Consider the following 21,687-nt stretch of genomic DNA (forward strand, 5'->3'; position numbering starts at 1 on the left):
GAGTCCGGATCATGTGCCGCAACATCAAGACCTTGTTCAACTTCGAGCCGCCGGCGACCGAGGCGGAGATCCAGGCCTCGGCGCTGCAATTCGTCCGCAAGCTCTCGGGCTTCAACAAGCCCTCGCAGGCCAATGCCGAGGCCTTCGACCGCGCGGTGATCGAGGTCGGCGATGCGGCGCGCCGGCTGCTCGCTTCGCTGCACACCACCGCGCCAGCCCGCGACCGCGAGATAGAGGCGCAGAAGGCCCGCGAGCGCACGCGGCTGCGCTTCACCGCACCGACGGCCTAGTGAAGCTTCAGCCGCGGCCGCACCACCCGGTTCACATGGCCGATGACGATCAGGGTCATGCCCTTCAGCCAGCCGTGGATGCCGATCAGGTGCAGGCGGTAGAGCGAGAGATAGACCATCCGCGCCAGCCGGCCCTCGATCGCCATGCGGCCGCCGATGAGATTCCCCATGAGGCTGCCGACGGTCGAATAGCGGCTTAAGGATACCAGCGAACCCTTGTCGCGATAGACGAAGGCTTCCAGCGGACGGTTGCCGATCAGCGCCAGGATGTTGCAATAGGCGGTGACCGCCATCTGGTGCGCGGCCTGGGCGCGAGGCGGGACCGGCTTTTGTTCGCCTTCGGGCACGAAGAAGCAGCAATCGCCGATCGCGAAGATCCGGTCGTCGCGGGTGGTCTGCAGGGTCGGGCGCACCACCAGCTGGTTGCCGCGCGTGGTCTCCAGCCCGGCGATCTCCTTCAGGATCTCCGGCGCCCGCACGCCCGCGGCCCAGACCTTGAGGTCGGCCGGGATGGTCTCGCCGCCCTTGGTCTGCATCGCCTCCGCCGTCACCTCGACGATCGCGGTGCCGGTCAGCACCCGCACGCCCAAGGCCTCCAGCTCCTCATGCGCCGCCTGGGCGAGCTTTTCGGGCAAGGCGGGGAGGATGCGCGGCCCGGCCTCGATCAGGGTCACCTTCAGCCGGCTCTCGTCGAAGACTTCGAGCCCGTAATGCCGGAGGCCCGCGGCCGCGTTGTAGAGCTCGGCGGCCAGCTCGACGCCGGTCGCCCCGCCGCCGACGATCGCGATCTCGACCTTGGCATCGGCGTTGGGATTCTCGCTCAAGCTGCGCGAGACCCGCAGGCAGTGATTGAGCAGCCGCTGCCGGAAGCGATCGGCCTGGTCGCGGTCGTCGAGGAACAGGCAGAATTGCTTGGCGCCCGGCGTGCCGAAATCGTTGGAGATCGCCCCGATCGCGATCACCAGGTAGTCGTAGCGAATCCGATGCCGGCCGATCAGCTCGGTGCCGTCCTCATCGGGTACAGGCGCCACGATGACTTGGCGCGCCTCGCGGTCGATCCCTTCCAGGCTGCCGTAGAAATAGCGGTAGCGCCAGCGGTGCCCATGGCTGCGATAGCCGACCTCGTCGAGATTGGCGTCGAGCGAGCCCGCCGCCACTTCATGCAGCAGCGGCTTCCAGATATGGGTGCGGTTGCGCTCCAGCAGGATGACGTCGAAATCCTCGCGGCCGAGCTTCGCCCCCAGCCGCCGCACCAGCTCCAGCCCGCCGGCCCCGCCGCCGACAACCACGATCTGAGTCTTCAAGATGAACTCCGGATTCCACGTCTCGTCCAAGCTCTAGCACATCCGCCGGGGGCGCAAGACGAACCTGCCCATTCAAACCAAAGTCGGACGCGCGCGGCCAATGCCGCTGGCTTATGGAATCGATGGCTGCGCTTACAGCCCCACCCGCGGCACCAGCAGGCAGCGGAGCTCGCCGGTGCCGGGGCCGCCCGGGCCTTCGTTGCGGCAGATCCAGAAGTTGCCGTCGATGCTGTCGCGCAGCCGCGTGGTGATGCCTTCGACATGCTCGCCGGTCGCGACCACGGTCCAGCCGCGCCCTTCCTCGATCACCTCGCCGGGCGCCATCATTCGGCAGTCATGGGGGCCGCAGCAGCTCCGCGTCTTCGGATTCTGCTCGATCCAGGATGCATCGCCATGCGCCAGGGCCGGCGGCGGAGCCGCGGCAACGCAGGACGCCAGGACGATCAACGCAGAGCGCAGCCAGGCCTTCATCGCAAGCCTCCCGGTTACCCGCCATGATACAGGCGGCGACAGGATCGCGAAAGCCGCCGCAAATGCCGCCCCGCGCCTTGTGCGCAATGTCACTCCTGTGCCTTGTGCGCAATGTCACTTCTCTTTCAGGCGACGAGCGCGGCAGAATGATGGCAACGCCGTCCTTCTCCAAAGGGAGTCGCGCCATGAAATCCAGCTATCGCCAGCGTTCGATCGGCAACCGGAAGCTCAATCCGGAAACGCTGATGACCAGCTACGGCTACGATCCCTTCCTCTCGGAAGGCTCGGTCAAGCCACCCGTGTTTCTCACCTCGACCTTCGCCTTCCGCTCCGCCGAGGACGGCAAGGAATTCTTCGACTACGTCTCCGGCCGCAAGACACCGCCCAACGCGCAGGATGCGGGCCTGGTCTATTCGCGCTTCAACCACCCGAACCTGCAGATCGTCGAGGAGCGGCTCGCGGTGCTCGAAGGCGGCGAGGGCGCGCTGATGTTCGCCAGCGGCATGGCGGCGATCACCGCGGCGATCCTGGCCTTCGCGCGGCCCGGCGACACCATCCTGCACAGCCAGCCGCTCTACGGCGGCACCGAGACCCTGTTCGTCGGCACGCTGGCCCCCTTCGGCCTCAAGGCGGTCGGCTTCACCGATGGGCTGAGCGCCGGGGCGGTCGAGGCGGCGGTGGCGAAGACGGCGGGCAGCAACGTGCCGATCATCTATATCGAGACCCCGGCCAACCCGACCTGCGGCCTGGTCGATTTCGAGCTGATGGTGAAGGCCGCCGACGAGATCGCGAAGCGCCAGGGCACGCGGCCGCTGATCATCGTCGACAACACCATGCTGGGCCCGATCTTCCAGGCGCCGCTGCAACACGGCGCCGACATCGTGGTCTATTCACTGACCAAATATGTCGGCGGCCACAGCGACCTCGTGGCCGGCGGCGTCATCGGCCGGGCCAAGGATCTGGCGGCGATCAAGAAGATCCGCAGCGCCTTCGGCATGCAGCTCGACCCGCATTCGAGCTGGATGCTCGGCCGCTCGCTGGAGACCCTGCACCTCAGGATGGAGCGCGCCAGCCAGAGCGCCTCGAAGATCGCCCGCTGGCTGAAGGAGCATCCCAAGGTCGCCGAGGTGCATCACCCGGAGCTGATCGGGCGCGGCAACTACCAGGCGGTCTACAAAAGGACCTGCAAGGCCGGCGGCTCGACCTTCGCCTTCACCTTCAAGGAAGGCGGCGAGGCGGGCGCCTTCCGCTTCCTCAACGATCTCCACCTCTTCACGCTTGCGGTCAGTCTCGGCGGCTCGGAATCGCTGATCTCGCACCCGGCCTCGACCACGCATTCCGGCGTCGCCAAGGCGATCCGCGACAGCGTCGGCGTCACCGACGGCCTGGTGCGCGTCTCGGTCGGCCTGGAAAACGCCGACGACCTGATTGCCGACCTCGCGGAGGCCATGGAGAAGGTGTGACGCGGACCGGCCGTTGAGACTCGCCGTTCAGCTTTTCGCGCGACCATCACACCGGCATTTGTAGTCGACCCATCGGCGCCGTGACGGTCCTCACGGAAGGCGCCGATGCGGACTTTCCTCCCTTGCGGATCGCGAGCTTGCGGCGACTTGATGCACGCCTGGCTTGTAAACCCTGGAGGCGTGCGATGCATCGATCTCTGTCAGTGGCCTTTTCCAGCCTGTCCCATACGCTGCGCTGCCGGGTGGTTCCGGCCATGCTCTTCGGCGCGCTCGCCGCCGGGCCGGCCGCCGCCGATGGCTGGCCGGTGGCCCACGGCAATCCCGCCAACACCAGCTACCAGAATGTCGTGACCGCGCCGGCGACCGCGCCGCTCCGGGTGGTGGAGGGTCTCGGCACCTTCGCCGATGGGCTGAGCCCGATCGTCTCGAAAGAGGGCAACGTCTTCCTCGGCACCCAGGAAGGCAAGGTGATCGCGCTGCGCGCCGACGGCACCCGGTGGTGGGAGCACCCGTTGGAACCCGGCTGGGTGGTGCGCTCGACGCCCGCCGTCAACAGCCGCGGCGAACTCTTCGTGCTGGCCTCGCGGGTCATGAAGGATCATCGCGGCGAGATGGAGGTCACGCGCATCGAAAGCCGGCTGCTGGGCTTCGCCGACGGTGGTGCGCTGCTGTTCCAGGCGTCGGTGCCGCTGCGGGGCCGGGGCGGTGTTGCCACCGCGCCGTTGAACCTCGTGCGCGGTCCGGCCAACGAAGAGTTCATCGTGTTTCCGCTGCGCTATGCCTCCGAAGATGGTTATTTCCATGAGGTCCGCCTGATGGCCTTCAGCCGCTTCGGCGTGGTGGAGGGCGATGTGCGGGTCGGCAGCCTGGTCGGCAGCATCGGCAACGATCCCTGGTGGGGCGTTGACTTCCAGATCAACTTCGACCGCGATCCCGCCGAGCTTCCGCCCTTTCAGCCGCCGCTGCTCGGCGCCGCCGTCCCGCATGGCAGCGGGCTCGACTCCTCGATCGTGGTGGTCAACGACGGGATGGGGTCGGTGGCGCGCTATCGTTTCGGCGGGCGCTTCGCCGGCGGCTTCACCGAGATCGAGCGCTGGAAGCAGGGCGATCGGGATCCGGCAGTCTCGGCGCCGGTGGTCGCGCTCAACGGCGCCGTGCTGTTCGACCGGCCCAACGACGTGCTGATCCTGCAGACCGACGGCACGGACCAGCGCCGCAAGATCAGCCATTACACCGACGCCACGCCAGCGGTGCTGCCGAGCGGGCGCATCATCACCAACCGCCTGGACGAGGCGGGGGGTGCTGCCGGCCCCGCGCAGGCTGGCGGCCTTGTCTCCCCCACCGCCAGCCGCAACTACCTCTATTCCACGACCGAGGGATATCTCCAGACCTATCGGGTCGAGGACCTGGCGCTGGTGGAGAATTATGCCTGGCAGCATGGCGGACGCTGGCAGCCGGCGATCGGGCCGCTCGGCCATGTCTATGCGCTGACCTACAACAAGCTGCACATCTTCCCGCCGAACCCCAGCGTCGCCACCGGCACCAACATCGCCCCGGGCGGCGTCGCCGGCGCGACCACCGAGCCCGGCAGCGCCGGGGCCGGCGCACCGGTCATGCCGCAGCCGGGAACTTTCACCTTCAATCCGGCCATCCTCAACCAGCCGGGCGTCACGCCGCAGCCGTGACCGGCGGCGGAGGCTGAAGAGATGAGGGCGTCGCCGCCGATCCGGCTACGGGCGGGTGGCGGCGCCGCTCGCGCGCGGCGTCGGATTGAGTGCGATCAGGAAATGTTGGAGCATGGAGACCAGGTGGCCGCCGGCGCCCGATTGCAAGGTCACCACCGTTCCGCCCGCAGGCTCGACCGAGACCTTGATCGCGCTCTGACGCGACGGGCCCGCCTCTGAATCCGCCACCAGGATCTCGACCGCGGTGCTGCCGGCTGGACCACCCATGGCGGCCTGCATCTGCTTGGCAAAGCTCATCGCCTCGCCGAGAAACTTCGCGATCTCGTTGTCGTTGGCGCCGGCCGGCAGGCTGCCCGTTGCCCAGCCGCTCCCGGCATCGACCCGAAACGCCGCCGACAGCCCTTCGGCCATGAGCGAGCGCTCGAGGAAAGCAGGCTTGGCTTCGACCGGTGCAGCCGCGGGCTCCGGTACAACGGCGACGCTGCCGCGCGGCTGAGGGGCCGCCGTCGCGCTCCGGCGTGATCGCGCTGGGAGTTTGGTGGCACGCCCATGATCCAACGCCGCCGCCGCTCGTCCGCCATTCCGTGCCACTGCCGTCTCCCGCTTGCGCTGCGGCCCGTGATAAGAGCCCAGGCGACCAGCCTATGGCCGAAGTCTTGCGCAAACGTAAAAGCGTGCTGCGGCGCGAGAGGCCATTCCTATCCGCAATTGTCGAAAATTCGAAACTATTCGGCGTGCAGTTGGCATCGATGGGGGACGCGCATAATGAGATCAACCAATGATTGGGAAAGACTTGACGCATGCCCTTTCCGGATCTGCGCCGACTCCGTAAGATTACGGCGGCCCATTTGGAGGAATTCCGCGATCGACTGGTTGGTCATTATTATTGGAAGTGGCGCGGCAGCTGCAAAGCTCCGCAACGGGTGGTGGCTGTTCCTGATCGTCCCCACCCTGGCGCTCTTGGCGGCTCTGCTGGAGGGTGGAGTCCTGATCTATCGGTACGAAATCGATGCGGGCCGCATCGCATACGGTTCGCTGGTCTTTGCTTTCATCGGCACGATGGTCGGGGCTGTCGTCGCCGGAATTGTCCGATTGTGGCCATTCGGTCCGGCTTCTATCGACAGGGAAATGTTCAAGAGAAGCAGCGTCGTCGTGCCGATCGTCGCCATTGGCGGCGCTTGGTTCGCAGCGACTGCCTTCACCTGGGTCTGGCCGTCCGACTACGGGCCGGTCATCGGGCCGGCAGTGACGGTCTGGCTTCTATGTTGGTTTCTCGAAACTCGCCGGCGCCGGTACGTCGATGCCGATGGAAAGGATTATCGGTTCAAGCTGGCTATGGTGGGATTTGCCGCCGTGTTGGCGGTCGAGGCGCAATTCCAGCTCGCCGTCGAGAGTCAGACCTGCGGTCCCAATGGTTGCGGCGGCCGCTTCTTCCTCGGCCCGAATCCTTACCCGTTCTGGGATCGAGGCATTTTGGGATTCTTGCCGCAACCAAGCCCTGACTTGGTTCCGCGCCTGATTTACCTGCCGATGGTGCTGGCGGCGGTTATCTGTTGCGGCATCCTGCTCGTGCCGCGCTCACAACGCCTTCCGCGACGGCTCGCTCTCGCAATGGCGGCGTTGGCCGCCATAGCCGTAGCCTACGGAACCCCTACCTTTGAGTATCCGCAATGGTCGCACTATCCGCGGCCTACCCTGGGGCTTGGCCTATAGCGGATAGATCGACTGGGTGCGTCAGGTCATGCAGACCATTTGGAATTCTTGTCCCTGCATGAGACATCTAAAATCCTAGGGGAATTCTGCGCGAGACTCTGAGCCGACTTCCGCCGCCGATATGACCGCGCGGATCTTACACAACGGCGTCAGGGGAAATCGCAGAACGTGATATACTGTCGGCGCGGCATTACCCCGTCTTCGCCTCCGCGACGATCCAGTCCTTGAACAGCTTGATCTCCGGCCTCGCGTCGGCGCCGTGGGGGAAGACAAGGTAGTAGCCGAAGCCCGTCCTGAGGCGCGGCGCGCAGGGTGCCACCAGCTTGCCGTCCTTGATCAGGTCCGCGACCAGCGAGGCCTGGCCGAGGCCGATGCCCTGGCCTTCCTGCGCCGCGCGGAGCAGCAGGCTGGAATCGCCCATCACCGTGCCGCGGCGCTCGAGGTCGGCGAGGTCGCTCTCATCGATCAGGCCCGCGGCCTGCAGCCATTCCGTCCAGTCCGGCCAGGGCCTGGTCGCCTTCCAATCGAGACGCAGCAGATGATGATGCTTCAGGTCTTTCAAGTCCCCGAGCGGGTTCAGCTGGAGATAGCCCGGCGAGCAGACCGGGAAGATCTCGTCCTCGAACAGGTTGATCGATTCCAGGCCGGGATAGCGGCCATGGCCGAAGCGGATGCCGAGGTCGGCCTCGCCGCGCGCGATATCGACCAGCGCCTTGGCCGGGTCGAGCAGCACATCCTGCGCGCCGGGGAGCGTACGATACTGGGGCAGGCGCTTGATCAGCCAGTTCGCCGCGAAAGCCGGCTCGACGGTGAGGCGCATCCGCCGGAGCGGCGGCCTGAGGCGCATCCGCTCGACGCCCCGCTGCAGGAGCCGCAGCCCGCCGGTCAGGTAGTCGCGGCCCCGCAGCGCAGCTTCCGTCAGCACCAGCTGGTTGCCGCGGCGGGCGATCAGCTGCACGCCGAGATCGGCCTCCAGCGCCTTCACCTGCTGGCTGATGGCACCCGGTGTCACATGCAGCTCCACCGCCGCCCATTTAATGCTCTGCAGGCGCACCACGGATTCGAAGGCACGCAGCGTGCTCAAGGGCGGCATCCGCGTCGGGTGGGCGAGGATCGCCTTGTGGCTGGGGCCACGATCCGTCCGCTCCCTCGGCTGGTAGCTGCCGCGGGCCTTCTTAGTTCGCTGACCCCGACCGGACCCCGACAAGATCACTGCCTTTTCAAAAGCGGATTTAGTTTATCTAAATCCGGATCGCAGGACTTCTGCGCTGATTTCGCATCGAGAGCCGCCAAAATTACAGCTTATGGAACGCCGGACAAGGATTTTCAGTCCGGCGGCGGATTTAGCTGGAGGCTCAGATGCAAACCTTTCGCAACAGTTTCGAGTTGGAGATCCATGGCCGCAGCCTGGCCCTGGAGCTCAGCCATGCCGACGCCCGGCAGCTGCTGGATATCGGCCTGGTGCGGGCCGCGGACGGCTCGCTGCGGCTGGCCGAGGACCCGTCGCAGCCGGTCGGCCCGGGCCAGCCGCAGCGGCTGCTGGAGGCCGTCACGGGGCTGTTCCGCTGGCTGCGCCGGCTGCCGTTGCGGAGCCCGGATTGGCATCCGCATTTCTTCCTCCGCGAGTAACGCCGGAGAGGTCGGAAAAAGGCGTAAAAACGCGTTTCTTTTCAGTTGGTTATGGCACGCGATTCCGTCCCCGATTTGCTTGGTTTCAGGGGCGGAATCTGCTATCTTTTTTCGGTCGATTCCCCTGCCGCCCTGTGATGCCAGGGCCCAGCCATAACTCATTGATTTGAAAGCGTAACCCGCAAGTGTCCGACGCGCCTACGAACCCGCCCGCAGTGCCCCCCGGCAACCCGCCTTCCGACATCGCGCCGATCACGATCGAAGAGGAGATGAAACGCTCCTACCTCGACTACGCGATGAGCGTGATCGTCTCCCGTGCGCTGCCCGATGTGCGCGACGGGCTGAAGCCGGTGCACCGCCGGATCCTCTACGGCATGCGCGAGAGCGGCTTTGCCTCCAACAGCGGCTACAAGAAGTCGGCGCGCGCGGTCGGCGACGTCATGGGTAAGTATCACCCGCATGGCGACAGCGCGATCTACGACGCGCTGGTGCGCATGGCGCAGGATTTCTCCATGCGCGTGCCGCTGATCGACGGCCAGGGCAATTTCGGCTCGATGGACGGCGATCCGCCGGCGGCGATGCGCTACACGGAATCGCGCCTGAACAAGGTCGCGGAAAGCCTGCTCGAGGACATCGACAAGGAGACGGTCGACTTCCAGCCGAATTATGACGGCGCCTACATGGAGCCGTCGGTGCTGCCGGCCGGCTTCCCGAACCTGCTGGTCAACGGCGCCGGCGGCATCGCGGTCGGCATGGCGACCAACATCCCGACCCACAATCTGGGCGAGGTGATCGACGCCTGCTGCGCGCTGATCGACGATCCTTCGCTCAATATCGAAGGGGTGATGGCGCATATCCCCGGTCCGGATTTCCCGACCGGCGGCCTGATCCTCGGGCGCAACGGCATCAAGAGCGCCTATCTCAACGGCCGCGGCTCGATCACCAGGCGCGGCCGCGCGACGATCGAGGAGATCCGCAAGGACCGCGAGGCGATCGTCATCACCGAGGTGCCCTACCAGGTGAACAAGTCCCGCATGATCGAGCGCATGGCCGAATGCGTGCGCGAGAAGATCATCGAGGGCATCGCCGATCTTCGCGACGAGAGCGACCGCGACGGCGTCCGGGTCGTGGTCGAGCTGAAGCGCGACGCCATGGGCGACGTGGTCCTGAACCAGCTCTACCGCTTCACGCCGCTGCAGTCCTCGTTCAGCGTCAACATGCTGGCGCTGAACGGCGGCCGGCCGCAGGTGATGTCGATCCGCGACGTGCTGGTCGCCTTCCTGGAGTTCCGCGAGCAGGTCATCACCCGCCGCACCATCTTCGAGCTGGCCCAGGCCCGCAACAAGGCCCACACCATGCTGGGCCTGGCGCTCGCGGTCGCCAATATCGACGAGGTGATCGCGCTGATCCGCGCCGCGCCTAATCCCGATGTCGCGCGCGAGCAGCTGCTGGCGCGCGCCTGGCCGGCCTCGACCATCGTGCCGCTGGTGCGCCTGATCGACAATCCGGACTTCTCCGATGCGCCGGACACGACCTACAAGCTCTCGGAAGCGCAGGCCAAGGCGATCCTCGATCTCCGCCTGCAGCGCCTGACCGGGCTGGAGCGCGAGAAGCTGGCCGACGATCTGGGCGAGCTCGCCAAGCTGATCACCGATCACCTGGAGACCCTGGACGACCGGGTGAAGCGCCAGGCGATCATGCGCGCCGAGCTGGTCGCGATCAAAACCCAGTTCGACACCCCGCGCCGCACCACCATCCAGGACCTCGAGTTCGAGGAGGATGTCGAGGATCTGATCCAGCGCGAGGACATGGTCGTCACCGTGACCCATGGCGGCTATATCAAGCGCGTGCCGCTCTCGGCCTATCGCGCCCAGCGCCGCGGCGGCAAGGGCCGCGCCGGCATGGCGACGCGGGACGAGGATTTCGTCACCAAGGTCTTCGTCGCCAACACGCATGTGCCGATGCTGTTCTTCTCGACCCGCGGCATGGTCTACAAGTCCAAGGTCTGGCGCATGCCGGTCGGCAATCCCCAGGCGCGCGGCAAGGCGCTCATCAACCTGCTGCCGCTGGAAGAGGGCGAGACCATCTCGACCATCATGCCGCTGCCGGAGGACGAGAGCAGCTGGGCACAGCTCAACGTCATGTTCGCGACCTCGAGCGGCGACGTCCGCCGCAACGAGCTCTCGGATTTCGTCGATGTGAAGGCCAACGGCAAGATCGCGATGAAGCTGGCCGAGGGCGAGCGCCTGATCGGCGTCGCGGTCTGCACCGATGCCAACGACATCCTGCTCGCGGCCAAGAGCGGCAAGGCGATCCGCTTCCCGGTCGATGACGTTCGCGTCTTCGCCGGCCGCGCCTCGACCGGTGTCCGCGGCATCAAGCTGGACGGCGACGACGAGGTCGTCTCCATGTCGGTGCTGCATCACATCGACGTCGAGACCGAGGAACGCGACGCCTATCTGCGCTATGCGGCCGCCAAGCGCCGCAGCGTCGGCGAGGAAGTCGACGATGACAGCAACGGAGAAACCGGCGGCGAGGTGGGTGCTGACACCTCCAACGTCGCGCTCTCGATCGAGCGTATCGCCCAGCTCGAGGCGGCCGAGGAGTTCATCCTGACCGTCACCGAGAAGGGCTACGGCAAGCGTTCGTCGTCCTATGAGTATCGCACCGCGGGCCGCGGCGGGCAGGGCATCGCCAATATCGAGGTCTCCAGCCGCAACGGCAACGTGACCTCGTCCTTCCCGGTCGAGGAGAGCGACCAGATCATGCTGGTGACCGATGCCGGCAAGCTGATCCGCACCGAGGTCCACGACATCCGCATTGCCCGGCGGCAGACGCAAGGCGTCACCATCTTCAAGGTCGCCGACGACGAGCGCGTGGTTGCGGTCGCTCATCTCTCCGGCATGGCGGAGGAGGGTGAGGACGATAACGGGGGCGGCGAGAACGGCAGCGGCGACGAGTCAGAGTCCGGGGGAGAGGGCAATGGCGGCAAGTGACCGCATCGGGGTCTATCCGGGCACGTTCGACCCGATCACCAACGGCCATCTCGACATTATCCGGCGCGCCAGCCGGGTGGTCGATCGGCTGATCGTCGCGGTCTCGACCAATGCTGGGAAAGGCCCGCTGTTCTCGATCGAGGAGCGGGTCGGGCTGGTGAAGGAAGAGATCAAGGATCCGCAGAACGGCTTGAACGGCGGCAACGTCCAGGTGGTGCCGTTCGACAACCTGCTGATCCAGTTCGCGGCCAGCGTGAAAGCGACCTTCATCATCCGTGGCCTGCGGGCGGTCTCCGACTTCGAATACGAGTTCCAGATGGCCGGCATGAACGCGCGGCTGGACCCGGCGATCGAGACCGTGTTTCTCATGGCCTCGGAGCGCCACCAGTTCATCTCCTCCCGCTTCGTCAAGGAAATCGGGAAATTGGGCGGCGAAATCAGCCAATTCGTCTCGCCCCGGGTGGTCCAGACCCTGAAACGCAAGTTCGCCGAGACCCAGGATTGAGGCGGGGGACTAAAGGCTTGCTTTTTGGCCCGGTATTTGGGATTTCAACGCCCGCGAATGGGCCGGTAGCTCAGTGGTAGAGCAACTGACTTTTAATCAGTAGGTCGCGGGTTCGAACCCCGCCCGGCTCACCAACGCGGCAGCAGATGCGCGACAGGTTCTTTCCGTGACCGACAAGGACAAGACTGTCCCGATCAAGGTGCCGCAGTTCCCACCGCCGCATCTCGTGCTGTGGGGCCTTGCAGACGGATGGCCGATCACGCGCTTGCGCCGCGCTTATCGCGCCGCCTGGCAGCGCCGGTTCGGCCCGCATGATTTTCTGCGAACGGCGGTCGGCTGGCTGCTCTGGCCGTTCATCAGCCTGGGCTTCGCGGTGCGGACGGGTCAGCGCCTCGGCGGACCGATCGCGCGCAGCGGCGGGCCGGGTGTCGCGCGGCAGATCTTGGAGCAGGCCTGGATCTCGCTCTGGCATCGCATCTCGCCGCGCTACTACTACATCTTCGAGCTGCACCGGCCGGCGTTGCGGTGGCGCGCGGCCGAGTATCTGACCCGGGTCGAGACCAAGAGCGGGATCTACCGGGCGCTGAAGCAGCGCGGCGACCGGTCGAGCTTCGTGCGCATCAACGACAAGCTTTCCTTCGCTTTCTTCTACGGGCGGAACGGGTTGCGCGTGGCCCCGGTCTTCGCGGCTTTTCGTGCCGGGCTTCGCGTCGGCAATGCCGGCGACGGCCGGCTGCCGGAAGGCCAGGATCTGTTCGTGAAGAAGATCGAGGGGCGGGGCGGGATCGGCGCCGAGCTTTGGCTGGCCCAGGCGCATGGCCGCTATCGCAATACCGCCGGCGAAGAATGCACGCGCGAGGACCTGGTCAGCCGCGTGCTCGGGTATTCGAAGCAGGCCGACTACCTGATCCAGGCCCGGCTGGTGAACCACCCGGATCTCACCGACCTGACGCCGGGCGCGCTCTCGACCGTGCGGCTGCTGACCATCTTGAACGAGCAGGGCGAGCCGGAAGCCGTCAACGCCGCTTTTCGCATGGCGATCAGCGAGACTTCAGCGGTCGACAACTTCCACGCCGGCGGTATCGCCGCGGCGGTTGACATGGCGACGGGCGCGCTCGGTGCTGCGACCGGCCTCGGGCTCGGCGGCGATTTCGGCTGGCATGAGACGCATCCCCTGACCGGCGGCCGGATCCGTGGCCGCGTGCTGCCGTATTGGCCGGAGGCGGTGGCGCTGGCGATCGCCGCGCATCGCCTGGTGGCACCCCGGGTCATGGTCGGCTGGGATATTGGTTTCCTCCCCGATGGCCCCTGCCTGATCGAAGGCAACACCGGCCCCGACGCCGACATCCACCAGCGCACCGAATTGCGGCCGCTCGGCAACGCGCGCTACGGCGAGCTGCTGGCCTATCACATGGAGCGGCGGCTCGGCCTACGTGGCTGAAGGCTGGTCGCGGCCGCAGAGCAGGATCGCGCGCTCGGCCCGGTGCCAGTTGTCGCGGGCGTAGTCTGGGAAGACGCCGCTGGTGACCCGGTTCGGCCAATAGAGCTGGCCGTCGTAGAAGGTGATCGCCGATCCGCCCGAGGCGATCGGCTCGACCGTCACGAAACCCAGCATGTCGCCGCGGGCGGCATGGATGGTGATCTCGCTGGAGCCCGGGGTGTTGCCATGCTCGACCACCGGCACGGCGTCCTGGAACTCTTTGCCGAGGTTGTTGGCGATGCAGGGCGTCACCTGCGCGGAAGTGCCGGGCAGCTTCATCCCGATCGGGTCGTTGGATACCCAGGCGCAGCCCGCAAGGGACTGAATTAGCAGCATAATAACGGATAAGCCGAATGGCCGTCGCATGGCCGGTCTCCCGCGGTCGAATATCGTTCGACCGATCTATGCAAGTTTCCGGCCAGCCTAGGCCGCGGCTGGCTTCGGCGCCCGCTGCGGCAAGGCGAGGTGCCCGGACTTGATCCAGACCTTGGTGCCACGCGGACCGGCCTGCGCTTGGAGGCGCCCGCCGGGGGGCAAGCGGAGCCAGGATTGCGGGCTGAAGCGCTCTTCGGCTTCCATGAAGTCTCCCTCGAGCACCAGCACCTCGATGCCGCCGGGAAGATCGAGTGCGACATCCGCGTCCGGCGCCCACTGTTCCAGGCGCACATCTTCCCGCGCATCATGGAACAGCGGCAGGACCTCGACGCCCGCACGTCCGGGCGCCGGCACAAAGCTGCGCTTGTCGGTGTCGATCCGGACTTCGGTCCGGTCGTCGGCATCGAACTGCCAGAGCTTCACGAAGATGGTGCAGCCCGGCGCCGAGCCGGGCTTGTGGCGCGTGGTCGGCGGGTTGCGGACATAGGAGCCCGGCGGATAGTCGCCATGCTCGTCCTGGAACACGCCCTCCAGCACCAGGAACTCCTCGCCGCCGCCATGGGTGTGTGGCGAGAAATGGCTGTTCGGCGCATAACGCACGATCGAGGTGGCGCGGGCTACCTCCGCGCCGATGCGGTCGAGCATGCGGCGCTCGACGCCGGCGATCGGTGAGGGAATCCAGGGCAGCGATGCCGCGTGAACGGCGGAGCGTTGCGAGAAGTCGGCGTTCAGTTCCAAGGGCAGGCTCCCGCCGGTTCGGTCGGCTTCATGTTGGCCGAACCGGCGGGGGATTCAAGTCTCGGGTCAGCCGCCGAAACTAAAGCATGAGACCGCCTTGCCGCCGAGCAGGTCACGGAAGCTGCGCCGCCCTGAATCGCTGCCGGCCGCACCCGCGGCAACCATCAGCGGGATGAGGTGGTCCTCGCGCGGATGGCAGGCCCGGCCACCCGGCGCCTTGGACCATTCGGTGAGGCGGGCGTTTCGCGTTTCCGCGTCAGCGGTGGTGACGGTTTCGTTGAGCCAGTCATCGAAAGCCAGCGACGCCTCGGCGCTGCGCCCGCTGAAGAACTCACGCAGGTTGTGATAGGAACTGCCGCTGCCGATGATCAGCACCCCTTCATCGCGGAGGGGTTCGAGCGCTTGTCCGAGGGCGATATGCGCGGCCGGGTCGAGGTCGTGGCGCATCGAGAGCATCACCACCGGGATCTCGGCCTTGGGATCGATGATCAGCTGCGGCACGAAGACGCCGTGGTCGAAGCCACGGGTCCCGTCGGTACCGCAGTCGATGTTCGCCGTCTGCAGCAAGCCGCGCACGCGCTCCGCCAAGTCCGGCGCACCGGGCGCGGGATAGCTCAAGTGGTAGGTATGCTCCGGGAAGCCGTAGTAGTCGAACAGCATGCCGGGCTTCGGATTGGTGCTGACCGTCGGCCGGTCCTCCTCCCAATGGCCGGAGACCACCAGGATCGCCTTCGGGCGTTCCGGCAGGCCGGCGATCAGGCCGGTGAGATAGGCCCGCAGCTTGTCGAAGGCATGCGCCCCGAAGGGCGGCCCGAACTCCATCCAGAAGCAGGGGCCGCCGCCATGGGTGATGTAGAGGCTGGGAAGCCGCGCCATCAAATGGCCTGCGTCGCCGTGCGCGGCGTCTTGGCGAAGGGCAAGCCGGGCTTCAGCGCCAGCGCGCCGTCGCCGGTCAGCGCCAGCGCCACCTGGGCCGCGATCCAGAAGGCGAGGTATTCCCAGCCGCCATTCGGGTTGCTGAAAAAGAAGCCGTTGCCGAGATGCGCGGTGAACAGGGCGCCGAGCAGCACCGGCACCATGGCCAGCGCGACCAGGCGCGGCCAGAGGCCGAGAATCAGCGCCGCACCGCCGAGGACTTCCCAGACGATGGTGATGTAGGCCAGCGCCGGCGGCAGGCCGATCGAACCGAAGAACTGCGCGGTGCCGGCCGGGGTGAAGACGAAGATCTTCAGGCCGGCATGGGCCAGGAACAACGCGCCCAAGGTGAGGCGGAGCAGCAGGGCGGCATAAGGGGCGGTCTTGGTGTCGATCATGGTTCTCCTCGCGGGGATGCTTGGGGTCAGGGGTGCAGAGCCGCAAACTGGCCCCAGAGATGCCGCTTCGCCGCTTCTAATCAAATAGATATAGTTTCGAATATCTCATTCAGATAATCTGAATATATGGATTCTCTCTCCCTGGATCAGTTCGCAGTCTTCGCCACTGTCGTGGCCGAGGGCAGCTTCGCCGCGGCGGCACGGCGCATGAACCGGGCGCAGTCGGCGATCACCTATGCGATCCAGAAGCTGGAGGAGCAGAGCGGCGTCCTGCTGTTCGACCGCTCGGCCTATCGGCCGGAGCTGACCGAGGCCGGCCGGGCGCTGCTGCCTCGGGCCCGCCGGATCCTCGACGACGTCGATGACTTCCGGCTGCAGGCGGCCGGCGTTACCCAGGGCGTCGAAGCCGAGCTTTCGCTGGTGGTGGATGCGTTTGCGCCGGACTCGCTCGGTTGCACGCTCAAGGCGTTTCGCGAAGCCTTTCCGCTGGTGACCTTGCGGGTCACGGTCGAGTTCTTCCAGGCGACCCGGAATGCCTTGCTGGATGGCACCGTCGATCTCGCACTGATGACAGCCTCGACCCCGCTACCGGCCGAGATCGAGCGGCGGCAATGCGCTGAGATCGAGTTGGTCGCCGTCGCGGCGGCGGATCATCCGCTGGCGAAGGTCAAGGGGCCGTTCGCGCCGGAACTGCTGCGCGATCACCTGCAGCTGGTTTTGAGCTCGCGGACCGAGGTGCTCGATCGGCGCGACTACGGGGTCCACGCGGTGCGGCATTGGCGCATCGCCGACATGAACCTGCGCCACAAACTGCTGCTGGCCGGGGTCGGCTGGTGCAGTATGCCACGCGCCCTGGTCGCCGGTGACATCGCCGCCGGGCGGCTGGTGGAGCTCAAGCCTCTGCGCTGGGAGGGCTCCGACCGGATGCCGCGCTTCCCGCTGGTGATCGCGCATCGCCGCGACAAGGCGCTGGGACCGGCGGCCCGCTGGCTGGTCGAGCGCCTCGCCGCGGGCGAGGCTCAGTCTACTCGGTCTCGGCGAAAGCCTGCTCGAGCACCTGCATCAGGTGGTCGGCGTTCGCGCGGCTGAAGATCAGGCCCGGCCGCAGCTTGATCACGTTGTCATAAGGGCCATCGGTGCCCATGAGGACGCCGAGATCGCGGGCGCGTTCGACCACCCGGCCGGCACGCTCGGTCGCGGGCGCTTTGCTCTGGTGGTCGGTCACGAGATCGAGGCCGAGCATCAGCCCGATGCCACGCACGTCGCCGATCACGCTGTATTTCTGCTGCAGTGCGCGCATGCGTGACAGCAATTCCGCGCCGATCGCGGTCGCGTTGCGCAGCAGATTGTCGCGCGCAATGATCTCCAGCACCTTGAGGCCGACTGCCGCCGAGACCGGATTCCCGCCGAAGGTGTTGAAGTATTCCATGCCGTTGGCGAAGCTCGCCGCGATCTCCTCGGCGGTGACCACCGCCGCCATCGGGTGGCCGTTCCCGATCGGCTTGCCCATGGTGACGATGTCGGGGGCGACGCCCTGGGTCTCGAAGGCCCAGAGATGGCTGCCGACCCGGCCGAAGCCGACCTGCACCTCGTCGGCGATGACCACACCGCCGGCGCCGCGCGCAGCAGCGTAGGCGGCTTCGAGATAGCCGTCGGGCAGCACGACCTGCCCGGCCGAACTCGGAAAGGATTCCGCGATGAAGGCGCGGAGGCCGCGGCCCTGCTGTGCGAGCGATGCCGCGATCTCCGCTATCGGCTGCGCATAGCGCCGGCCGATCTCCGCCTTCGGCCAGTCGGCCGGCGCGCGGTAGGCGTCGGGCAACGGCGCTTCCCAGGTGGTGTCGGGCCGGCCCAGCCCGCCCTTGCGCTTGTATTTGTAGGGGCTGATCTCGATCAGCGCCTGGGTATTGCCGTGATAGGCCCAGTCCAGGGTGATGATGTCCCGCGCCTTGGTATGCGCCCGGGCCATGCGCAAGGCGAGCTCGTTGGCCTCGCTGCCGGAACAGCAGAAGGCGGCGACCTTCAGGTTCTTCGGCAAGGTCGCGGTCAGCGCCTCGGCATAGGCGATGACATTGTCGTGCAGATAGCGGGTGTTGGTGTTGAGGATGGCTGCCTGCCGCGCGGCGGCCTCCACGATCTCCGGGTTGGAATGCCCGAGCTGGGCCACGTTGTTGTAGCAGTCGAGATAGGCGCGGCCGGTCTCGTCGATCAGATAGACGCCCTCGCCACGCACGATCTTCAACGGCTTCTGGTAGGAGATGCTGAGGTTGCGGATCAGCTTGCCCTTGCGCTGGACCAGCAGCTCATCCTTGCTGCGGCCGGCATGCCGCAGGGTTTCCGGCGGCAACCCGACGAACTGAGCCGGGTCCGGGAACAGCTCGCGCCAGAGCTCGAGGTAATCCTTCTCGCCGGCGCCGATCACATCCGCGGCCTTCGGTTCCCCGTAAGTGACCAGCTGGATATGGACATGCGGCTGCCAGTTGCCATTCTCGCTGGGCTTGCCGAACGCCCCGAGGACATCGCCGGCCTTGAGCTTTTCGCCGAGCTTGCGATCCTGCACCGTCTGGGCCGAAAGGTGGCCCCAGAGGCTGTAGAAGACATGGCCGTCCGGTTCGTGCTTCAGCAGGACGGCATGGCCGTAGTCGAGGGGAACATCGGTCTCGAACAGATCGACGACGGTGCCGTCGAGCGGCGTGCGCACTTTCGTGCCGGCCGGCGCGAAGAGATCGAGGCCGAGATGCAGCTTGCGCCGGAGGTTCGGCGCGAACACCGATTTGAAGGCATCGGAGGAATAGACCGGCCGCTCCTCGCCCCAGGCGCCGATCCCGAGGATCACGCCTTCCTGTGCGGCAATGGCATCCCAGAGACGCTCGGCCTGGTCCGGTCGGCGTGCAGCGGAGGCCTTGGCGATCGGATGGTCGGGATCTCCGAAGGGCACGATGCCCTTGGCGTAGAGCGCCGTCGGCTGATCCAGCACCGGCTTCAGGGTTGCGTGGTGCTCGGCGAGCCAGCGCACCACGCCGCTTGCGCCGGGCGCCGCTTCGAAGCCACAGGCATGCCGCAGCATGCCCGTCGCAAGCGCCGGGTCCATAACGCGCATCCGCTCCAGCATCGCCCAGGCCGGGGCTTCGCTGATGTTGAGATAGGCATTGTCCTTGACCCGGTCGCGGCGCGAGGCGGAGAGGGTGACGCTGGTGACCAGGCGCATCGCCATCAGGTCGAACAGCAGGTCGAGCTCCTCGGCGAGGAGCGGATGGACGCGGTGATAGCCCGCGGCGATGGTGCCGGCGACCTCGATCGGCGCCGGCTGGTCGAGGATCGCATAGGCGCCGGCGACCGCGAGCTCGCCGATCGTCGCGGAATGGATCGCGTCGCCAAAATCAATCAGGCCGACGATCTTCTGCCCAATGGGGCCATCCACCAGCAGGTTGTTGTCATTGGCGTCGCCGTGGATGACCTGCGCGCGCAGGCGCGCCAGCCGCGGCGCCACTTTGGCCTCGAAACGCTCGAGGAAGTAATCGACCAGGGTGCGCTGCTTCGGCTCGATGAGAAAGTCGAGCCGCCCGCGCGAGCGGCCGGCCTGCTTGATGTCCCAGTCGAAATCGCGATGGGCGCCGGGGTGGCCGAAGCTCTGCAGCGCGCGATCCAGTCGCCCCAGGCATTCGCCGAGGCTGGCATGGAGCGCCGCCGTCCGCTGGCTGCCGGAATAGAGCTGGCCGGGCAGCCAGCTCACCAGCCGCACGAAATGCTCGGCGCCACCGCGTATGCCGGTCCGGCCGAGATCCTCGCCGGCGAGGGTTGGGCGCAGATGCGGCAAAGGCAGATCGGGATCGGCGGTCTGGATGTGGCGGAGCAGGGCGGCCTGGAAGGCCAGCGCCTGGTGATCCTCGGCCGCGTTGGCGATCTTCAGCACCCAGCTGGTGCCATTCGCCTCGGTCAGCCGGAAGTTCTGGTCGCGCTCGCTGTCGAGCGGCGCGAGCTTGCCGGAAAGGCCGTAGAGCGTATCGGCGATGCCGGCCACTTCGGCGGCAGAGAATTGCGGCGGCAGCGTGGTCAGGACCGACATGGAACACTCGCTGTGGGACTGGGGAATCATTGACCCGGAGCCCAATTTGCGGAGGATGGGGGCCGCAACACAACCGCCCTTTTGGCTCCCCATTCCGCCACTTTGACCGGCCCAGCCGCCTGATGCGCCCAATCGACGAAAAGGACCGGCAGATCCTCGACTTGCTGCGGGCGGATGCGCGCCTGCCGCTGAAGACCCTGGCCGCCAAGGTGGGGCTGGCGCGCTCGACCTTGCGGGACCGGTTGTCGAAGCTGGAGGCCGACGGCATCATCCGCGGCTACCGCGCCGAGATCGTCGAGGGCGGGCCGGCGGTGTCCGTCTATCTGTTCGTGCGGTTGAAGACCACGCCGGCGCCCGGCTTCATTGCCCTGCTGCGGCGGATCGCCGAGGTGCGGTCCTGCACCTCGCTGACCGGCGACATCGACCTGCTGGTCGAGCTCTCGGCTGCCAGCACCGAACGCATCAATGCGTTGCGCGACCGGGTCTCTTCCCATGAGGCGGTGGCCGATCTCACCACCTCGATCGTGCTCAATCGGGATATCTGAGCGGCCGCGATATCTGAACGCGACCTACGTCCCGACCTTCTCGATGTCGAAGGGGACCGTCTGGTAGATCTCGTTGATCCAGTTCGAGATGAAGAGATGCCCATGCGGGCGCCAGCGGTTGAGCGGCGTCTGGCTGGGATCGTCGTTCGGGAAGTAGTTGTGCGGCAGCTTGATCGGCACGTTGGCGGCGACGTCGCGAGAATACTCGTCGCCGAGCGAGTTCCCGTCGTATTCCATATGGTCGAGCACATAGAGACGGCGCGTGCCCTTGGTCTGGGCGATGCACACACCTTTGCTTTCCGAATAGGCCAGCACGTCCACGTCCGGGCAGGCCGCCACGTCGGCGGTGCGGATTTCCGCCCAGCGTGAGATCGGAATCTGGAATTCGTCGGAGAAACCGATCATGAAGGGCGAGGAGGTCTTGGTGATCTTCTGGCGATAGACTCCGAAAGCCTTCTCCGGCAGCTGGTGCTTCTGAATCTTGTGGAAATGATAAAGCGCGGCCATGCCCGCCCAGCAGACATTGACCGTCGAATGGACGTTGGTCTCGGTCCAGTCGAAGATCTGCTGCATCTCCGACCAATAGGTCACATCCTCATAGGGGATATGCTCGATCGGCGTGCCGGTGATCAGCAGGCCGTCGAACTTCCGCTGCTTCACGGCTTCCCAGGGCTGATAGAAGTTCAGCAGATGCTCTTCCGCCGTGTTCTTGGAGGTGTGGTTGCCGATCCGGATCAGTGAAAGCTCGACCTGCAGCGGGGTCGCGCCTAGCAGCCGCGCGAACTGCAGCTCGGTCTTGATCTTGTTCGGCATCAGGTTGAGCAGGCCAATCTGCATCGGGCGGATGTCCTGACGCACGGCCACGGTCTCGGTCATGAGACGAACGCCCTCGTTGACGAGGGTCTGGAAGGCGGGGAGCTTGTCTGGAATCTTGATCGGCATCTGCGTTCACCCAAAGAGCGGTCATCTGACTCGCCTCGGGGTCCGCAGCCTTGGAAATCTCTGATGGGGATTCCGCAGGCGGCCCTTTAGCGAGTTGTTTAACGTGGCTGCAAGCCGGCCGGCCAAATCACCACGGAATATCTTCCATTTAGCCCAACGGGCGCCAAAGCGC

At 66.3% G+C, this 21,687-nt stretch carries 20 protein-coding genes, 1 tRNA gene and 1 riboswitch; of the genes, 11 read left to right on the forward strand and 10 right to left on the reverse strand.

Annotated features, from left to right (window positions below):
• Window positions 1–11 precede the first annotated feature (11 nt).
• Window positions 12–290, forward strand: coding sequence for a DUF2277 domain-containing protein (locus tag ACH2CY_RS24785; protein WP_395022489.1), 279 nt, complete (start codon window positions 12–14; stop codon window positions 288–290).
• On the opposite strand, the gene ACH2CY_RS24790 is transcribed toward ACH2CY_RS24785, so the two are convergent.
• Together ACH2CY_RS24790 and ACH2CY_RS24795 are read right to left on the reverse strand one after the other, a co-directional pair.
• Entirely contained in the window at window positions 287–1,594 is a 1,308-nt protein-coding gene (locus tag ACH2CY_RS24790; protein ID WP_395022490.1) for an NAD(P)/FAD-dependent oxidoreductase, read from the reverse strand. The two genes, ACH2CY_RS24785 and ACH2CY_RS24790, sit on opposite strands and share 4 nt — an antisense overlap.
• Before the next feature lie 132 nt (window positions 1,595–1,726).
• Window positions 1,727–2,065, reverse strand: coding sequence for a hypothetical protein (locus ACH2CY_RS24795; RefSeq protein ID WP_395022491.1), 339 nt, complete (start codon window positions 2,063–2,065; stop codon window positions 1,727–1,729).
• A gap of 185 nt (window positions 2,066–2,250) precedes the next feature.
• Here ACH2CY_RS24795 and ACH2CY_RS24800 point away from each other — a divergent pair, with 185 nt between their 5' ends.
• Complete coding sequence (locus ACH2CY_RS24800) at window positions 2,251–3,528, forward strand: cystathionine gamma-synthase family protein (protein ID WP_395022492.1); 1,278 nt, start codon at window positions 2,251–2,253, stop codon at window positions 3,526–3,528.
• A 185-nt stretch (window positions 3,529–3,713) separates the two neighbouring features.
• Window positions 3,714–5,213: a hypothetical protein gene (locus ACH2CY_RS24805; RefSeq protein ID WP_395022493.1), complete on the forward strand. Its 1,500-nt coding sequence runs from the start codon at window positions 3,714–3,716 to the stop codon at window positions 5,211–5,213.
• A gap of 45 nt (window positions 5,214–5,258) precedes the next feature.
• Here the strand turns inward: ACH2CY_RS24805 and ACH2CY_RS24810 are convergent, their stop codons facing one another.
• Window positions 5,259–5,624, reverse strand: a complete 366-nt coding sequence (locus ACH2CY_RS24810; protein WP_395022494.1) for a hypothetical protein — start codon at window positions 5,622–5,624, stop codon at window positions 5,259–5,261.
• A 462-nt stretch (window positions 5,625–6,086) separates the two neighbouring features.
• On the opposite strand from ACH2CY_RS24810, the gene ACH2CY_RS24815 reads away from it, so the two are divergent.
• Window positions 6,087–6,926 (forward strand): hypothetical protein, encoded by an 840-nt coding sequence (locus ACH2CY_RS24815; RefSeq protein WP_395022496.1) that lies wholly within the window; start codon window positions 6,087–6,089, stop codon window positions 6,924–6,926.
• A gap of 190 nt (window positions 6,927–7,116) precedes the next feature.
• Here the strand turns inward: ACH2CY_RS24815 and ACH2CY_RS24820 are convergent, their stop codons facing one another.
• Window positions 7,117–8,010 (reverse strand): LysR substrate-binding domain-containing protein, encoded by an 894-nt coding sequence (locus ACH2CY_RS24820; protein ID WP_395022497.1) that lies wholly within the window; start codon window positions 8,008–8,010, stop codon window positions 7,117–7,119.
• A 275-nt stretch (window positions 8,011–8,285) separates the two neighbouring features.
• On the opposite strand from ACH2CY_RS24820, the gene ACH2CY_RS24825 reads away from it, so the two are divergent.
• From ACH2CY_RS24825 to ACH2CY_RS24845, 5 genes are all read left to right on the forward strand, one after another.
• The gene (locus ACH2CY_RS24825) at window positions 8,286–8,555 is read left to right on the forward strand and encodes a hypothetical protein (RefSeq protein WP_395022498.1); all 270 of its coding nucleotides are present in this window, start codon (window positions 8,286–8,288) and stop codon (window positions 8,553–8,555) included.
• Window positions 8,556–8,770: 215 nt separating this feature from the next.
• Window positions 8,771–11,551 (forward strand): DNA gyrase subunit A, encoded by a 2,781-nt coding sequence (gene gyrA / locus ACH2CY_RS24830; protein WP_395022500.1) that lies wholly within the window; start codon window positions 8,771–8,773, stop codon window positions 11,549–11,551.
• Complete coding sequence (gene coaD, locus ACH2CY_RS24835; protein WP_395022502.1) at window positions 11,538–12,056, forward strand: pantetheine-phosphate adenylyltransferase; 519 nt, start codon at window positions 11,538–11,540, stop codon at window positions 12,054–12,056. The genes gyrA and coaD overlap by 14 nt, the downstream gene beginning before the upstream one ends.
• Window positions 12,057–12,115: 59 nt before the next feature.
• Window positions 12,116–12,190 (forward strand) — tRNA-Lys (locus ACH2CY_RS24840).
• Between the two features lie 32 nt (window positions 12,191–12,222).
• Window positions 12,223–13,497 (forward strand): sugar-transfer associated ATP-grasp domain-containing protein, encoded by a 1,275-nt coding sequence (locus ACH2CY_RS24845; RefSeq protein WP_395022504.1) that lies wholly within the window; start codon window positions 12,223–12,225, stop codon window positions 13,495–13,497.
• Here the strand turns inward: ACH2CY_RS24845 and ACH2CY_RS24850 are convergent.
• The 4 genes from ACH2CY_RS24850 to ACH2CY_RS24865 all read right to left on the reverse strand — a co-directional run bounded on the left by ACH2CY_RS24850 (window position 13,486) and on the right by ACH2CY_RS24865 (window position 15,962).
• Complete coding sequence (locus tag ACH2CY_RS24850; protein ID WP_395022506.1) at window positions 13,486–13,815, reverse strand: hypothetical protein; 330 nt, start codon at window positions 13,813–13,815, stop codon at window positions 13,486–13,488. The two genes, ACH2CY_RS24845 and ACH2CY_RS24850, sit on opposite strands and share 12 nt — an antisense overlap.
• A 144-nt stretch (window positions 13,816–13,959) precedes the next feature.
• A complete protein-coding gene (locus ACH2CY_RS24855; protein WP_395022507.1) occupies window positions 13,960–14,649 on the reverse strand; it encodes a cupin domain-containing protein in 690 nt (229 codons plus the stop codon).
• A 66-nt stretch (window positions 14,650–14,715) separates the two neighbouring features.
• Complete coding sequence (locus tag ACH2CY_RS24860) at window positions 14,716–15,525, reverse strand: DODA-type extradiol aromatic ring-opening family dioxygenase (RefSeq protein ID WP_395022508.1); 810 nt, start codon at window positions 15,523–15,525, stop codon at window positions 14,716–14,718.
• Complete coding sequence (locus ACH2CY_RS24865; protein WP_395022511.1) at window positions 15,525–15,962, reverse strand: DoxX family protein; 438 nt, start codon at window positions 15,960–15,962, stop codon at window positions 15,525–15,527. Before ACH2CY_RS24865 ends, ACH2CY_RS24860 begins: the two co-directional genes overlap by 1 nt.
• A 126-nt stretch (window positions 15,963–16,088) precedes the next feature.
• Here ACH2CY_RS24865 and ACH2CY_RS24870 point away from each other — a divergent pair, with 126 nt between their 5' ends.
• Window positions 16,089–17,051: a LysR family transcriptional regulator gene (locus ACH2CY_RS24870; RefSeq protein WP_395022512.1), complete on the forward strand. Its 963-nt coding sequence runs from the start codon at window positions 16,089–16,091 to the stop codon at window positions 17,049–17,051.
• Here the strand turns inward: ACH2CY_RS24870 and ACH2CY_RS24875 are convergent.
• Entirely contained in the window at window positions 16,987–20,028 is a 3,042-nt protein-coding gene (locus ACH2CY_RS24875; RefSeq protein ID WP_395022513.1) for an aminotransferase class III-fold pyridoxal phosphate-dependent enzyme, read from the reverse strand. The genes ACH2CY_RS24870 and ACH2CY_RS24875 overlap by 65 nt on opposite strands.
• A 122-nt stretch (window positions 20,029–20,150) precedes the next feature.
• Here ACH2CY_RS24875 and ACH2CY_RS24880 point away from each other — a divergent pair, with 122 nt between their 5' ends.
• Entirely contained in the window at window positions 20,151–20,573 is a 423-nt protein-coding gene (locus tag ACH2CY_RS24880) for an Lrp/AsnC family transcriptional regulator (protein ID WP_395022515.1), read from the forward strand.
• 24 nt (window positions 20,574–20,597) lie between these two features.
• Here ACH2CY_RS24880 and metA read toward each other — a convergent pair whose 3' ends face one another.
• Complete coding sequence (gene metA, locus ACH2CY_RS24885) at window positions 20,598–21,515, reverse strand: homoserine O-succinyltransferase (RefSeq protein WP_395022516.1); 918 nt, start codon at window positions 21,513–21,515, stop codon at window positions 20,598–20,600.
• A gap of 66 nt (window positions 21,516–21,581) precedes the next feature.
• Window positions 21,582–21,659, reverse strand: a riboswitch (SAM riboswitch).
• Between the last annotated feature and the right edge of the window lie 28 nt (window positions 21,660–21,687).

It is taken from the genome of Dongia sp. (assembly GCF_041905885.1).
In the GTDB taxonomy this organism is placed as follows: Bacteria; Pseudomonadota; Alphaproteobacteria; order Dongiales; family Dongiaceae; genus Dongia.

Coding starts and splice junctions, on each gene's coding strand:
- ACH2CY_RS24785 (WP_395022489.1), top strand. CDS start 12: ATGTGCCGCAACATCAAGACCTTGTTCAACTTCGAGCCGCCGGCGACC.
- ACH2CY_RS24795 (WP_395022491.1), bottom strand. CDS start 2,065: ATGAAGGCCTGGCTGCGCTCTGCGTTGATCGTCCTGGCGTCCTGCGTT.
- ACH2CY_RS24800 (WP_395022492.1), top strand. CDS start 2,251: ATGAAATCCAGCTATCGCCAGCGTTCGATCGGCAACCGGAAGCTCAAT.
- ACH2CY_RS24805 (WP_395022493.1), top strand. CDS start 3,714: ATGCATCGATCTCTGTCAGTGGCCTTTTCCAGCCTGTCCCATACGCTG.
- ACH2CY_RS24810 (WP_395022494.1), bottom strand. CDS start 5,624: ATGGCCGAAGGGCTGTCGGCGGCGTTTCGGGTCGATGCCGGGAGCGGC.
- ACH2CY_RS24825 (WP_395022498.1), top strand. CDS start 8,286: ATGCAAACCTTTCGCAACAGTTTCGAGTTGGAGATCCATGGCCGCAGC.
- coaD (WP_395022502.1), top strand. CDS start 11,538: ATGGCGGCAAGTGACCGCATCGGGGTCTATCCGGGCACGTTCGACCCG.
- ACH2CY_RS24850 (WP_395022506.1), bottom strand. CDS start 13,815: ATGAAGCTGCCCGGCACTTCCGCGCAGGTGACGCCCTGCATCGCCAAC.
- ACH2CY_RS24860 (WP_395022508.1), bottom strand. CDS start 15,525: ATGGCGCGGCTTCCCAGCCTCTACATCACCCATGGCGGCGGCCCCTGC.
- ACH2CY_RS24865 (WP_395022511.1), bottom strand. CDS start 15,962: ATGATCGACACCAAGACCGCCCCTTATGCCGCCCTGCTGCTCCGCCTC.
- ACH2CY_RS24870 (WP_395022512.1), top strand. CDS start 16,089: ATGGATTCTCTCTCCCTGGATCAGTTCGCAGTCTTCGCCACTGTCGTG.
- ACH2CY_RS24875 (WP_395022513.1), bottom strand. CDS start 20,028: ATGTCGGTCCTGACCACGCTGCCGCCGCAATTCTCTGCCGCCGAAGTG.
- ACH2CY_RS24880 (WP_395022515.1), top strand. CDS start 20,151: ATGCGCCCAATCGACGAAAAGGACCGGCAGATCCTCGACTTGCTGCGG.
- metA (WP_395022516.1), bottom strand. CDS start 21,515: ATGCCGATCAAGATTCCAGACAAGCTCCCCGCCTTCCAGACCCTCGTC.